General features: G+C 68.1%; 14 protein-coding genes. 7 read left to right on the top strand and 7 right to left on the bottom strand.

Annotated elements, in window-relative coordinates; all coding sequences use genetic code 11:
- Positions 1–4: 4 nt before the first annotated feature.
- On the bottom strand, positions 5–316 hold the full coding sequence (locus SACXIDRAFT_RS12455) for an antibiotic biosynthesis monooxygenase family protein (protein WP_006238918.1): 312 nt from the start codon (positions 314–316) through the stop codon (positions 5–7).
- Positions 317–352: 36 nt separating this feature from the next.
- On the bottom strand, positions 353–1,774 hold the full coding sequence (locus SACXIDRAFT_RS12460) for a M1 family metallopeptidase (RefSeq protein ID WP_006238919.1): 1,422 nt from the start codon (positions 1,772–1,774) through the stop codon (positions 353–355).
- 12 nt (positions 1,775–1,786) lie between these two features.
- Here SACXIDRAFT_RS12460 and SACXIDRAFT_RS12465 point away from each other — a divergent pair, with 12 nt between their 5' ends.
- Positions 1,787–2,557, top strand: a complete 771-nt coding sequence (locus SACXIDRAFT_RS12465; RefSeq protein WP_006238920.1) for an alpha/beta fold hydrolase — start codon at positions 1,787–1,789, stop codon at positions 2,555–2,557.
- A 365-nt stretch (positions 2,558–2,922) separates the two neighbouring features.
- On the top strand, positions 2,923–3,651 hold the full coding sequence (locus tag SACXIDRAFT_RS12470) for a TetR/AcrR family transcriptional regulator (protein ID WP_006238921.1): 729 nt from the start codon (positions 2,923–2,925) through the stop codon (positions 3,649–3,651).
- 368 nt (positions 3,652–4,019) lie between these two features.
- Here the strand turns inward: SACXIDRAFT_RS12470 and SACXIDRAFT_RS12475 are convergent, their stop codons facing one another.
- From SACXIDRAFT_RS12475 to SACXIDRAFT_RS12490, 4 genes are all read right to left on the bottom strand, one after another.
- Positions 4,020–4,952 carry a peptidoglycan recognition protein family protein gene (locus SACXIDRAFT_RS12475; protein WP_006238922.1) on the bottom strand — a complete coding sequence of 311 codons (933 nt, stop codon included), beginning with the start codon at positions 4,950–4,952 and terminating at the stop codon, positions 4,020–4,022.
- Between the two features lie 60 nt (positions 4,953–5,012).
- The gene (locus tag SACXIDRAFT_RS12480) at positions 5,013–5,894 is read right to left on the bottom strand and encodes an HhH-GPD family protein (protein WP_006238923.1); all 882 of its coding nucleotides are present in this window, start codon (positions 5,892–5,894) and stop codon (positions 5,013–5,015) included.
- 27 nt (positions 5,895–5,921) lie between these two features.
- Positions 5,922–6,422 carry a beta-class carbonic anhydrase gene (locus tag SACXIDRAFT_RS12485; RefSeq protein ID WP_006238924.1) on the bottom strand — a complete coding sequence of 167 codons (501 nt, stop codon included), beginning with the start codon at positions 6,420–6,422 and terminating at the stop codon, positions 5,922–5,924.
- Positions 6,423–6,527: 105 nt separating this feature from the next.
- Entirely contained in the window at positions 6,528–7,628 is a 1,101-nt protein-coding gene (locus SACXIDRAFT_RS12490; RefSeq protein ID WP_040922625.1) for a LacI family DNA-binding transcriptional regulator, read from the bottom strand.
- Positions 7,629–7,803: 175 nt separating this feature from the next.
- Between SACXIDRAFT_RS12490 and SACXIDRAFT_RS12495 the strand changes: the two genes are divergently transcribed.
- Genes SACXIDRAFT_RS12495 through SACXIDRAFT_RS12505 form a run of 3 tightly spaced genes read left to right on the top strand, consistent with a single transcriptional unit; the run spans position 7,804 to position 10,673 of the window.
- Complete coding sequence (locus tag SACXIDRAFT_RS12495; RefSeq protein WP_006238926.1) at positions 7,804–8,910, top strand: metal ABC transporter solute-binding protein, Zn/Mn family; 1,107 nt, start codon at positions 7,804–7,806, stop codon at positions 8,908–8,910.
- A gap of 4 nt (positions 8,911–8,914) precedes the next feature.
- Positions 8,915–9,733, top strand: a complete 819-nt coding sequence (locus SACXIDRAFT_RS12500) for a metal ABC transporter ATP-binding protein (protein ID WP_006238927.1) — start codon at positions 8,915–8,917, stop codon at positions 9,731–9,733.
- Positions 9,734–9,749: 16 nt separating this feature from the next.
- Positions 9,750–10,673 carry a metal ABC transporter permease gene (locus tag SACXIDRAFT_RS12505; protein ID WP_006238928.1) on the top strand — a complete coding sequence of 308 codons (924 nt, stop codon included), beginning with the start codon at positions 9,750–9,752 and terminating at the stop codon, positions 10,671–10,673.
- Here the strand turns inward: SACXIDRAFT_RS12505 and SACXIDRAFT_RS12510 are convergent.
- Positions 10,624–11,853: a DUF445 family protein gene (locus SACXIDRAFT_RS12510; RefSeq protein WP_006238929.1), complete on the bottom strand. Its 1,230-nt coding sequence runs from the start codon at positions 11,851–11,853 to the stop codon at positions 10,624–10,626. The genes SACXIDRAFT_RS12505 and SACXIDRAFT_RS12510 overlap by 50 nt on opposite strands.
- A gap of 117 nt (positions 11,854–11,970) precedes the next feature.
- Here SACXIDRAFT_RS12510 and SACXIDRAFT_RS12515 point away from each other — a divergent pair, with 117 nt between their 5' ends.
- Together SACXIDRAFT_RS12515 and SACXIDRAFT_RS12520 are read left to right on the top strand one after the other, a co-directional pair.
- Positions 11,971–12,762, top strand: coding sequence for a DivIVA domain-containing protein (locus SACXIDRAFT_RS12515; protein ID WP_006238930.1), 792 nt, complete (start codon positions 11,971–11,973; stop codon positions 12,760–12,762).
- Between the two features lie 59 nt (positions 12,763–12,821).
- Positions 12,822–13,598, top strand: coding sequence for an SDR family oxidoreductase (locus SACXIDRAFT_RS12520; protein ID WP_006238931.1), 777 nt, complete (start codon positions 12,822–12,824; stop codon positions 13,596–13,598).
- Positions 13,599–13,617 lie beyond the last annotated feature (19 nt).

Here is a 13,617-nt window from a genome sequence, read left to right on the forward strand (position 1 = left end):
GATGTCAGCTCGACGCGGGGCCGGAGCTCTGCACGACCTCGAATTCCAGCAGGCTGGCGCCGCTCGCCACGGGCTTGCCGCGCTCACCGGAGTGAGCTTGCCGCGCTGTCCCGCTCGCCCATGCCTGGTAGTGCTCCTCGGATTCCCACTTCGTGTAGACGAAGTAGCGGTCGTCACCGGAGACGGGGCGAAGCAGCTCGAACCCGAGGAATCCGGGCTGGCTGTCCACCGCGCCCATTCGGGCGGCGAACCGTTTCTCCAGTTCGGGCCCCGCACCTTCGGGCACGGAGATCGCGTTGATCTTCACAACTGCCATACCCGACACGGTAGTCCCGCCGCCCGGACGGCGCTCTCAGCGGCGGGGCCGGGCGGGGTGAAGGTGTTCGTCGGCAGGCCGTTCGGTGTCCCTGAACCAAGCTTGGAAGAACTCGTCGAGGTCCTGGCCCGACACACGTTCGGCGAAGTCCTCGAACTCCTCCCAGCTCGCGTTGCCGTTCGCGTGCTCGGCGGGCCAGCGGCGCAGCAGTTCGTCGAAGGACTCGTCGCCGATCCGCATCCGCAGCGCGTGCACGGCGAGTGGCCCCTTGACGTAGACGGCACCGAACTCGTTGCCAGCCCCCATGTCGTAGAGCGGCTCGGCCCAGAGGTCCGCGTGCATCGTCTCCACCCGTTCCCGGTAGAACGAGTCGAGGTCGGCTCCGTGCTTGTCCTCGGCCCACAACCAGGTGGCGTAGCTGGCGAAGCACTCGTTGAGGCAGATGTCGGCCCACGAATGCACGGAAACCGAGTTGCCGTACCACTGGTGTGCGATCTCGTGCACGAGCAGGTCAACGTCGGGACCGCTCGGATACGTCGGCGTGCCCTGCGTCTCCAATGCGAATCCGGTGGCGCTGTCGAGATAGATGCCACCTGCCGTGCTCGCGGGGTAGTCGCCGAAGCGGCTCTCCAGATACTCGACGATCTCCGCGGTGCGCGCGGCCTCGTCGCGGGCGTCGTCGGCGCCGGGGGCGAACACGTTGCGCACCGGTGTGCCGTCGGCGAGTTCGCTCGTCTCCACGTCGAATCGGTCAACCGCGAACACGGTGAGGTAGCTCGCCACCGGGTCGGGCTCGGTCCAGGTCGTCGTGGTCCACCCTTCCTTCGTGGTGGACTTGCCGCTCTTGCCGATCGACACGGCAGTCCAGCCCTTCGGCACGGTGGCTGTGAGGGAGAAGGCCGCCTTGTCGCGCGGATGCTCGTTGACGGGGTACCAGAACGACGCCGATTGAGGTTCCCCGAACACGAACGCACCGCCGGAGGGAGTGCGGTACCAGCCGTTGCCGCCGAGCTGGCCCGCCTTCGCCGCGACGGGCTTTCCCTCGTAGCGCACCCGCGTGGCGAAGACGCTGCCCTCGTCCAGCGATTCCGGCGGCGTCACGACGAGTTCGGAGCCGCCCTCCCTCGCGAAGTCGGCGATCGCGCCATCGACCTCGACCGACGAGACCGTGAAGCCGCGCAGGTCGAGGTTGAGCCGGGAGAGCCGCTGCGTCGCGCGGGCCGTGACGGTCGCCTCACCCGTGAGCTGCCCGCGTTCCGGGTCGTATCGGACATCGAGTTCGTAGCGATCGACGTCGTAGCCGCCGTTGCCCGCCTCCGGGTAGTACTCGTCGCCGATGCCGGCCGCCCCGTGCGTCGGTGCGGGCGCGGGCTCGGAGGGAACGGGAGGTGACGTGCACGCGGCTACGATGCAGGCGAGCCCGCCGAGTGACGTCCACAGAATGCGGCGGTCAACCATGAGGGGAGCCTAGTGTCCGTTCGATCTTCCCTGGCCTCCAGCGTCGTCGATTTCGGGGGCACGGGACGGCCGATCGTGCTACTGCACGGGCTCATGGGCAGGGCGACTACCTGGTGGCCGGTGTCGCGGTGGCTCACCGCCTACGGCCACGTTGTCGGTCTCGACGCGCGCGGGCACGGGCGGGCTCGCAGGCCGGGCTCGTGGACCACGGAGGAGTTCGCCGATGACGTCGCCGAACTGGTGAGGGATCTCGGTGAAGGACCCGCTGTGCTGATCGGGCACTCGATGGGCGGTCTGCACGCGTGGGTCGCGGCCGCGAGGAATCCGGAGCTGGTGGCCGGTGTCGTGGTGGAGGACATGGCCGTCGATCGGCGTGGTGACACCGTGGATCCCTGGCGAGCGTACTTCGAGTCGTGGCCGGTGCCGTTCCGGTCGCTGGCGCAGGTTTCGGAGTTCTTCGGCGGGCTCGGTGACTACTTCGTCGAATGCGTCGAGGAGCGCGATGACGGCTACCACCTGATGGCGAATCTCGACGATCTGTACGCCATCGCCACGGAATGGGGCGAGCGGGACTACTGGTCCTATCTGGAAGCGGTGCGGTGCCCGATGCTCGTGATCGAGGCGGGACACACGGACATGCCTGAGGGGCAGCAGGCCGAGATGGCGAGGCGCGCGCGGAACGGTCGGCATCTGGTGGTGGCCGATGCGGGGCACGTCGTGCATCACGACCAGCCGGAGGTCTACCGAGGAGCCGTCGAGGCTTTCCTCTCCGCACTGCCGTAGCGGTTTCGCGAGCTGTCCGGCCAGGCAGCGCCCGAGTTCGGGACACTGCACGGGTGGGCCCAGTGCGTGGTCGGGCCACCTCCCCCTCGGTGCGGCCCGACCACGCTCGGCCGGGAGAAGTGCTCGCCCGGCCGACCAATCGGACGATCGACGACCGGGCACGTCGCCGGGCTTGTCACCCGTTTCTCATGCTCCTCGGCCGGATCGCGGTGAATTGAGTATTCGTCGTACGAATTCGATTCTCCGAAGGGAAGGGCAAAAATGTCCGTTGGTCAGTTAATGGCATTAACTCGCGGGTAGTTTAACAGACAACTGTGTGGATGTCACTGGTTCTCGCGTATGCTTCCGGCAAAGGCGGAGGTGTGGTGGCGGACACGACGAATCGGCGGGCGCGGCTGCGTGCGGCGCTTGATCATGACCTGCGCGCCACCGCACGGAGGCTTCTCGTCTCGGGTGGACTCGAATCGGTCACGCTGGCGGCCATCGCCCGCGAAGTGGGAGTCACTCCTCCCGCGATCTACCGCTACCACGGCAGCCGAGACGATCTTCTTCGAGCGCTGGCCGACGACCTGGTCGGTGAACTCGTACGGGAACTGCGCCGTGCGTCCGCAGCGTATCCGGACGACAACCCTGGCAGACAGATCCTCGCGATGGTCCGTACCTTCGTCGCCTGGAGCGTGAGAAACCGGGCGGAGTACGGGTTCGTCTTCGGAACCCCGTCACCTGCCTCCGGTGATCTGCACAGAGAGATCGCGAGGGCGTGGACGGTCGCCGTCGGTGGTGCGTTCGGGGAGAGATATCTCCGGCTGTGGCAGGAAAAGCCCTTCGACGTGCCGGGGGACAGCGAGCTCGAATCAGCGCTGAGACGTCAGTTGGGCAACTACCGTGCGCTCGTCCGGCTGGAGTCGATGCCGCTCGGCGCGATTCTCGTGTTCATCGAGTGCTGGTCGCGGATGTACGCTTCGGTGTCCTTCGACGTCTCCGGTTTCATGAGTTCCACCTTCACCGACATGACGCCTCTGCACGAGCGCATGTGCCGGGGGGTCTGTGAACTGCTCGGAATCGAGTACGAACCTCCGGGCGGCGGACTCTGAAGCTGCCCGGCCCGAGGTCAGCGGAGGCAGGCCCGGTTCACCATCCCTTGAGGAAGGTCCACTCGCCTGCGGCCCCTCTCCCGGTCTTCCGTCGGGCCTTCGGTGCGAACGGTCACCCTGCCGCTCGCCGATTTCGCTCTCATCGAGGTCGCACGCGAATTGACGATTTTGCTTCGTTCTTTTCCGGGGAACTCGGGAAGAAACGAAATCGAGCGCCCCGGGCGGGATGGAACTGGACGATTTCGGTCGCATCGAGATCGTGTGGAAATTCTGTGTCGCCGGATTCGAGAGCGAGCTTTTCCTCGGGGATCTTCCGCCCGCAGTCCTCGGTGGCGTGGCCGGGCCGCCTGACCCGGCCACGCTCGCCGTCATCGCGGGGCCAGCCGCTCCCACACGTCCACGCCGAGGTAACCGCGCTCGTCGGAGCGGGCGCACGCCTGGCACGTCGGCTCGGCGAGCCCAATGCTCGCCGCGAACGCCGCCACGGCGTCCCGGGTCGTCTCGCCGAAGACGCCGTCCTCGGGCACGTCGTACCCGCGCGCTCGCAGCCTGCGCTGTGCGGTGAGGACGTCCTCGCCGGCGTCGCCGGGCCGCAGCAGGAGAGTTGGCCGCGGTTGCCTGCACTTCACGCCGAGCCGCTTGGCCACGGCCAGCCTCAGTTCTGGCAGCCGCGCGTACAGAACGTCGCCGGGGCAGGCCGTCGAGTTGAAATCGCGGTGGCCTCGGATGAGGTCGGGGCTCACCCCGTACTGCGAGGCCATGTACGCCACGAGTGCGACGAGGGAGTCCCACAGGGTCGGCGGGACGTCCACGTCCATGTAGAGGCCCTCGTTCTCGATGCCGATGACCTCGCTGTTGTGGTTCGCGACGTTGGCCCCGAGCACGTGCTGCGTCCCGCCGCGAAGCGCCTCGATGCTGCGGTGCCTTCCCTCGGTGATGAAGCCACCCCGGCTGATCGTGAACTGCTGTCCCGTGTCGATCCAGCCTCGGGTGTCCATATGGAAATTCTGAATGCTGCGGGAGATCGCGAACGCCCTGTCGAGCGAGAAGTCGTCGGTGTTGCCGGGCTCGACGGTGTGGTGGACGACGATGTAGGTCGGCTTGCGGTCGAGCAGGGTGATGGGCTCACTCGGCGGCCGGGCGCCCCACTCGGCGGTTCCGTACATGTTCGGGGCCTCGACAGGGCGATGACGCGCCGCCGATGCCTGCGCGGGAACGGTCAGTGAGGTTCCCAGCGCGGTGACGGCGAGTCCGCCGCCGACTAACAACGTGCGACGATCGATGACGGGCTTTCGAGCCATGATGATCTCTCCCTCGCAGACGTCGAGGTGAGGATCTTGCCAACTTCCCCGGGTAATATGTCAATGCTCACCGGGAAGGGCGAACCGGCCGTCAGCCGTTTGCTCCACCAATCCGTCGGCCAAGAGCGAGGCGAGACACGCATCGCGCTGTCCCGCCTTCGGCCACGCCAGATCGAGCCGCGCCTTCTCCACCGGTCCTGTCGTCCCGCGCAGGACATCGAGCAGAAGACCACGCACGTGCCGATCGGTTCCGCCGTAGCGCTGCACGGGCTTCGCCGGGCCCGTATACGCAGGTCGTCCGGCCTTTTGCCATGCGCACGTCGCGGCTATCGGGCAGTCGGCACAGCGCGGAGTGCGGGCCGTGCAGACGAGCGCACCGAGTTCCATCAACGCGGCGGAGAACCGTGCCGCCCTCGCCTCGTCGGGCCCGTCGGGAAGGAGCGCGCTCGCGTCGTCGAGGTCCCGTTTCGTCGAGGGTGGACCGGCGTCACCCGCGCCGTGGACGGCCCTGGCAACCACCCTACGAACGTTGGTGTCCACCACCGGAACTCGCCTGCCGAACGCGAACGCGGCCACGGCCCGTGCCGTGTACGCGCCGATGCCGGGAAGGCCGAGCAACGTGTCCACATCGCAGGGGACCTCGTCGCCGTGTTCGCAGGCGATGGCGGTGGCGGCGGCGTGCAGCCGCAGGGCTCGCCGGGGGTACCCGAGCTTGCCCCACGCCCGCACCACCTCACCGGGAGTCTCCGAGGCGAGGGCCGACGGTTTGGGCCAGCGGTCCAGCCATGCCTGCCACACCGGCAGCACCCTGGCCACGGGTGTCTGCTGCAACATGATCTCGCTGACCAGCACACCCCACGGGGTGCGGTCGGCGTGCCGCCACGGCAGGTCCCTGGCATTCACGTCGAACCAGCCGACGAGCGTCTCAACGTCGATGGACATCGTCGGCCACGATATCGTCCGCCGCGTTCAGGCCGAGGGCTCGACCTCGCGAAGCTCTCCCGTCTTCACGTCGTAGACGAACCCGCGCACCATGTCGGTGTGCAGGAGGTACGGGTTGCGCTTCGCGCGCTGGACCGACTGCCTGACGTTGGCATCGACGTCGCGGAACGCCTCGACCGCCCACGGCGGTCGCATGCCGCTGGCCTCCTCCAGCTCATCCTTGAAGCTGTCCTCGGTGACCGTGTTCAGACCGCAGTCGGTGTGCTGGACGATCAGTACCTCGCGGGTGCCGAGCTTGCGCTGGCTGAGTGAGAGTGACCGGATCATGTCGTCGGTGACGACGCCGCCCGCGTTACGCAGCACGTGCGCCTCACCCTGGAGCAGGCCGAAGATCTCGAAGACCCGGATACGGGCGTCCATGCAGGTCAGGATCGCCACCTGGCGGGAAGGTCGCGGCGACGACCGGTCGCCTGGTACGACGTTGCCGAGTGCTCGGTTGCGCCGGAGAAGTTCGTCGATCGCGGTCATGACCTCTCACTTCGAATCGGGTACACGGACACGGAGGGGTCTCGGCTCCTGACCTGGTGGCGTCGCGAGCCGGAGAGAACCCGGACAGAACACTGTGTCAGGGGCTCAGGGCCCGAACCATTGTTCTTCAGCAGTGCGCGGGGGTGCCGACGTGGTGCCGACCCGAAGCTCGGTGGGAAGGGTGATCACTTCGGGTTTCACCCTGTCGCTCGCCGAGAGCAGCAGCCGTCCCGCGGCACGGCCCTTCTCCAGCACGGGCTGATGCACCGTGGTGAGACCGGCCCGCGACGCCTCGGCGATGCCGTCGAATCCCGTGATCGTGAGGTCGGCAGGCACGCGGAGACCGCGTCGTCCCGCCTCGGCCAGCGCGCCGAGTGCGAGGATGTCCGAGGTGCAGATGATCGCGGTGACGCGGGGATACGTGTCGAGCAGTTGCCGAGCGGCGGTGGCACCGTCGTCCACGGTGTGGTCGAACCGTTCGACGACCGGCACGGTGTTCCAGTCAACGCCGACGGCCTCGAACGTCCTGGCCAGTGCGGCAAGGCGGGTGCGCTGGACGTGGTAGTGGGCCCGCTGCTGGCGGTCAACGGAGGCGAAGCCGTCGTTGCGGTCGCGTCCGAGCCGCATGCACAGCACTCCGATCTGCCGGTGCCCCAGCCCTGCGACGTGGTCGGCCACCGAGACGATGGCGGTCTCGTCGTCGGGGGAGACCCGGTCAACCCCGTCGAGCCGAGGCTGATCGACGATCACGGTGGGCACCGGCCGCGAGAGCACGGCGGCGAGGTGGGGGTCGTCGTCGGGGACGGAGTACACGACGAAACCGTCAACCCCCGCGCGGTGCACCGCGGCCACTTCCTCCCGTCCTGGGCTCGCCGGAACGAGGTGCAGGCCGACGCCCGCGTCCTCGCAGGCGAGCGCGAGTCCTTCGAGTACACCGACGGCCGCCGGATCGCGGAAGGCGTAAGAGAGGTTCTCGGTGAGCAGCAGCCCCACCGCTCCCGCCTTGCGTGTGCGCAGTGACCGGGCCACCGGGTCGGGCCCGGGGTAGCCGAGCCTGCGCGCGGTTTCGAGCACCCTCCGGCGCAACTCGGGTGAGAGCTGATCCGGCCTGTTGTACGCGTTGGACACGGTGGTCCTGGACACGCCCAGTTCAGCGGCGAGCGACGCGAGCGTCGCACCTCGCCTGGTTCGCATCGGCCGGTTCATGAACAAACCGTAACGGTTCAGAAGCCACAGCAGAAGCAATGCACAACGCGCGTCACATGGTTGCTGTCAGTAGCTGCGCGGATCACTCGACCGGTGGATCGATGGTGAACCTGTGCGCTACAGTGGTATCGAAAATCATTTCCAACACGTGGGGTTACTCGGAGTGGGGTCCTCGATGCAACACAACCGTCGCCGTCGTGTGATCGCCGGTGTCTCGCTGTCGGCCGTGCTGGCCGTGGTCGCGTCCGCCTGTGGAGGGCAGGACGGTGGTACCGGTGGCTCGGGAGATTCCGCGGGCTCCGACGGCCGGGTGCGGGTGGTCGCCTCGACCAACGTGTGGGCGAGCGTGGTGAGCGCGGTCGGTGGCGAGCATGTCGAGGTGACGTCGCTGATCGACGATCCTTCCGCCGATCCGCACTCCTACCAGGCGGGGGCCGCCGATGCCGCAGAGGTCGCCTCGGCGGAACTGCTCGTGTGGAACGGCGGCGGCTACGACGACTTCTTCCCGCAGCTCGCCGAGAACTCCGAAGCGCCGACCGTCGTGGCCGTGGAGCAGGTGGAGGGGGCGAACGACGGCGGCGAAGGCGATGCGGGCCGTGCCGAGGACCACTCAGGCGAGCATTCGGAAGACCACGCCGGTGAGCACCAGCAAGAACAGTCCGGTGAGCACCGGCAAGAGCACTCCGGTGAACATTCGGACGAACACTCGGAACAGCACGGGGACGGGGCGGGACACTCGCACGACCACGCTCACGACCACGGCAACGAGCACGTCTGGTACGACCTGCACGTCGTGTCCTCGGTCGCCGACCGGGTCGCCGGTGAGCTGGGCGAACTCCTCCCGCAACAGCGCTCCACGTTCGAGGACAACGCGGCCGAGTTCGCCGGGCGGATCGACGAACTGACGCACGAGGTCGAGAACCTCGCCGAACGCCACACCGGGGCGACGGTCGCGGCCACCGAACCGATCGCGCAGTACCTGCTTGCCGAGGCCGGGCTTCAGGACCTCACCCCGCGTGAGTTCGCCTCGGCGATCGAGAACGAGACGGACGTGCCCGTCGCCGCGCAGCAGCGGATGCTCGAACTGGCCGGGGGCGGGGTGGACGCGGTGGTGCGCAACAGCCAGACGGCCACTCCCGCCACCGAGAAGGTCGTCGAGGAGGCGCGCAAGTCGGCGACGCCGGTCGTCGATCTCACCGAGACCCTCCCCGAAGGGCAGACGGACTACATTGCCTGGATGAGTGGTCAGATCGACGCGCTCACCAAGGCACTGGACGAGTGAGCGGATGACCGAACGGACACCCACGACGACAGCCGCCGTCGAGGTCAGGAACGCGGCCCTGCGGTTCGGCGAACGAACACTGTGGTCGGGTCTCGACCTCGACATCGCGCCGGGCGAGTTCCTGGCCGTGCTCGGTCCCAACGGTTCCGGCAAGACCAGCCTGCTGCGGGTGTTGCTCGGCCTTCAGGACGTCAGCGACGGCACGGTGACGGTGGCGGGCAGGCCACCGGGCCGCGGCAACGAACGTGTCGGGTACATACCGCAGCAGCGTGCGATGGACGACGGGCTCACTCTGCGGGGCCGTGACCTCGTCGGGCTCGGCCTCGACGGCCACCGGTGGGGCCTCGGCCTTCGGGGGTTGCGGCGGCGTCACGAACGCATCGAGAACGCGATCGACGCCGTCGGCGCGCGGCGTTACGCGGACTCGCCGGTCGGCAGGCTCTCCGGCGGTGAGCAACAGCGGCTCAGGGTGGCGCAGGCGCTCATCGGGGAACCTGATGTGCTGCTGTGTGACGAACCGCTGGCCTCGCTCGATCTCACCCACCAGCGGATCGTCGCGGGCCTCATCGATCAGCGCAGGCGCGAGGCCGACACCGCTGTCCTCTTCGTCACCCACGAGATCAACCCGATCCTGCCCTATGTCGATCGGGTGCTGTATCTCGTGGACGGGCAGTTCAGGGTCGGCACGCCCGACGAGGTCATGACGTCGCAGACATTGTCCGAACTGTACCGTTCCAGGGTTGAGGTCATCAGGATCGGCGGCCAGATCCACATCGCGGGTGCGCAGAGCGCGCTCTGCGAGGACGAAGTGCACCACCCCTGACCCCGAAGGCTTACGCATGGACAAGTTGTTCGACTTCGACCTGACGATGGAGCTGCTCGGCTTCGACTTCGTGCAGACGGCGTTGCTCGCGGCGGCTGTGCTCGGGCTGGTCGCCGGAACGCTGGGGCCGCTCATCGTGATGCGGCGCATGTCGTTCGCGGTGCACGGCACGGCCGAGCTGGCCTTCACCGGAGCCGCGGCCGCGCTGCTGCTGGGGGTCGGCGTCGGGTACGGGGCGCTGGCCGGGGCCGTGGTCGCCGCGCTTCTGCTCGGCCTGCTGGGAGGCAGGGAGTCGGACAGGGACTCGGTGATCGGTGTCATCCTCGCGTTCGGCCTCGGCCTCGGAGTGTTGCTGCTCTGGTACTACCCTGGTCGCGCCTCCAACAAGTTCGGCATCCTCGTCGGCCAGATCGTGGCCATCGAACCGACCGACCTGACGTCGTTGCTGATCGCGGCCGTCGTGGTGCTCGTGGTGCTCGCGGTCGTCTATCGGCCGCTGCTGTTCTCCAGCGTCGATCCCACCGTCGCTGCGGCCAGGGGAGTGCCTGGCGGGCTGCTCGCGCCTCTCTTCGCGGTACTCATCGGTGTCGCCACCGCGCTGGGTGTGCAGATCGTCGGGGCGCTGCTGGTGGTGGCGTTGATGGTGACGCCCGCGGCTGCGGCGGCGCGCGTGACGGCGAGTCCGTTGCGGGCGACGGTGCTGGCCGTGGTGTTCGCCGAGCTGGCCGCGCTGGGCGGCATCGTGTTGTCGCTGGCACCGGGTGCGCCCGTGAGCTTCTTCGTCACGGCCATCTCATTCACGATCTACCTCGTGTGCCGGATTGTGGAGTACGCGAGGGCCAAGGTGCGCAGGACCCCGGGGGCGAACGACTCCGAGGCAGCTGAGCCCGTCAGTGCAGCATCAGCAGAACCTGCAACTCCCCGACAAGGAACCCGATGACTCCGCCGACGGCGACGAGTTTCCATTCGTCCTGGCGGAACGCGGGCCGGAGCAGGCCCTCGTACTCGGTGGAACTCATGCGCATCATGCGCTGTTCCACCAGGTTGGCCACGTCCATGGCCTTGGAGAGGTAGGTCTTCGCGGGTCGCAGGGTCGCGGGCAGGCGTTCGGCCACCCTCGTCGCGGCGGCCCGCTTCATCACGCCGAGCCGGTGTTCGCCGACCGTCGCGTCCACGAGCGGGCGCGCGACCCCCGCTTGTTCGTCGATCGCCTCGGCGACGAGCCTGCGGACCATGGCCACGAGCCGGTCGGACTTCGGGCCTCGAAGCAGTGCGTCCAGAACGTTGTCCACGGTGAGCAGTTCGGCGGCGATCATCTCGCCGTACTGCCGCGCGACTTCCGCGCGCCTGCGCTGGAACATGCCGTGCAGCACGAGCCCGCCGGGCAGTCGAAGGGGGTCGCGGGGCACGAAGATCAGTTTGATCGCGAGCCAGTCCGTGAACAGGCCGATGGACGCGCCGAAGATCGGCATCACGATCGGATTCTTCGTCAGCGCCCACACGATCGACTGGACGATGCCGAGGAAGAAGCCGAAATAGATCCCCGAACGGGCGATGAACGCCATTTCGGGCCGCGAGGTCTCCCTGATCAGTTTCACCAGGAGGGCCTTGTCGCGGGTGAGCCGCCGCACGCTCAGCTGTTTGAGGTCGAGGATGTCGCCGATGTCGTCGCGCAGTTCGTCCACGACGCGGTGGACCAGTCGTGGAGCGCCCGCCTGGATGTGCTTGACGACGAGGTCCCGCGCCATCGGCGGCAACCGCTCCCACAGCCGGGGGTGATGCTCGGCGAGCACCTCTCTCGCGATCTCGTCAACGGCTTGCAGCAGCGGCTGTTCGATCTCCCTGAGCAGGCGGTCTGGGTCGATCTTCGCGAAGACGTCGGCGACGTCGAGGACGTTGCGCGTGAGCAGGTCGGTGGCCGTCGCGGCCATCCGCCCTCCGTGGCGAGGCACCACGCCCTGCCAGCCGAGGAAGGTGCCCTTGATGCCGACGAAATCGAGCGGGCGGAACATCATCTCGATGGCCACGCGCTTCGTGACGTATCCGATGAGCGCGGCGACGACGGGAATCGCCGTGTAAAGGGGCCAGTTCCCGGCGAGATCGTCGAGAACAGCTTCCACCGCGACCTCCTCGCCTCCGCGCCACTTTCCCGCCATTCGGCGCGCACTGTCGATGTTTCCGCAGGAAACGGCGCGCGAAAGGTTGGAGGGGCAACCCCGACTCATTATGGTGGCCGGATGGCTGAAGCGCAGGCATCCCCCACGCAGGCGACGAACACGCAGTTCACGACAGCCTTCCGAGGCTACGACCAGGCCCAGGTGGACGAACACGTCAAGAAGCTGAACGCCGAACTCGCCAACGCGGCTCGCCATCGGGACGAGGCGGCGGCGTCGGTCGCGGAGCTGACGAAGGCGCTGAGCTACGCGCAGAAGGAACTCAGCGACACCAAGAACGCGCTGACCCGCATGGTCGAGGACCCGGCAGGACCTGCCGCCATGACCGAACGGGTCAAGACCATGATGCAGCTCGCCGAGGAGGAGATCGCGGAGCTGAGGGCGAAGGCCGAGCGGGACGCGACCGACGTCAGGGACGCAGCCGACGCCTACGCCGAGAAGACCCGCACCAAGGCGCAGGCGGAGGCCGAGAAACTCGCCGCGGACGCCGAGGCGGAGCGGACTCGCCTCGACGAGGAGACGCGGCAGCGGCTCACGCAGCAGCGCGAGGCCACGGAAGCCGAACTCGCCGAGCGGCGGCGGAAGGCCGAGCAGGAGGCCGACGAACTGATGCGGACAACGCAGCGGAAGGCCGAGGCGATGATCGCGGAGGCGGAGAACCGGCTCACCGAGGCGCGGGCGCTGCGCAAGGAGGCGTACGAACTGCGGGCCTCGGTGCTCGAACGCCTCACGGCGAGCCACTCGGCTTTGCAGCAGGCCGTCGAACGGCTGGGTGCGGACCCGGGCCCTGCCGAGGCCGATGCGGAGAACGGCGACCGCACCGGTGACGAAAGCGGCGCGAAACGGCCTGCCTGAACGGCTTCGCGCGAAAATCCGGTTGCGTCTCGTGGGTACTCGCACGAGGGTGAGCCACCATGCGTACCGCGCTTGTCACGGGAGTCAGCAGAACGAACGGGATCGGATTCGCCGTCGCGCGCAGGTTGCTTGACGAAGGGCACCGCGTTTTCGCGCAGTCGTGGTCGCCGTACGACGCGACGGAACCGTGGGGTGCGGACCCACGCGGAATCGACGGCGTGCTCTCCGAGCTCGGGGGTGGCGACGCACTCGCGCATCTGGAGGCCGATTTCGCGGACCCGGCCGCACCCGAACGGGTGGTCCGAGCGGCGGTGAGCCGGTTCGGACCAGTGGACACCCTGATCGCCAACCACGCGCGCAGTTCGGTGGCGACGCTGCCCGAACTGACGGCCGAGGAGCTGGACCTCACCTGGGCCGTCAACGTGCGCGCCACGCTGTTGCTGGTCCGCGCGTTCGCGAGGCAGTACCGCGAAGCGAGCCCTCGGCCGCAGCCGGGCCGCGTGGTGCTGTTCACGTCGGGGCAGCACCTGGCTCCCATGGCTTCGGAAATTCCCTATGCCGCAACGAAAGGCGCGTTGCACCAGCTCACGTGGACTCTCTCCGACGCGCTGGCCGACGACGGGATCACCGTGAACACCGTCAATCCGGGGCCGACGGACACCGGGTGGGCGAGTGGGGACCTGACCGTCACGGTCGCAGGCCGACTGCCACGCGGGCGATGGAACAGTCCTTCGGAGGCAGCCGCGGTCGTGGCGCTGCTGCTCGGCGACGACGCCGTCACGATCACCGCCAACGTCATCGACGCCGAAGGCGGCTTCCGCCGCTGGCAGCCGTGAATCAGCCCAACCGCGGAGA

This window comes from Saccharomonospora xinjiangensis XJ-54, assembly GCF_000258175.1.
Classification (GTDB): domain Bacteria; phylum Actinomycetota; class Actinomycetes; order Mycobacteriales; family Pseudonocardiaceae; genus Saccharomonospora; species Saccharomonospora xinjiangensis.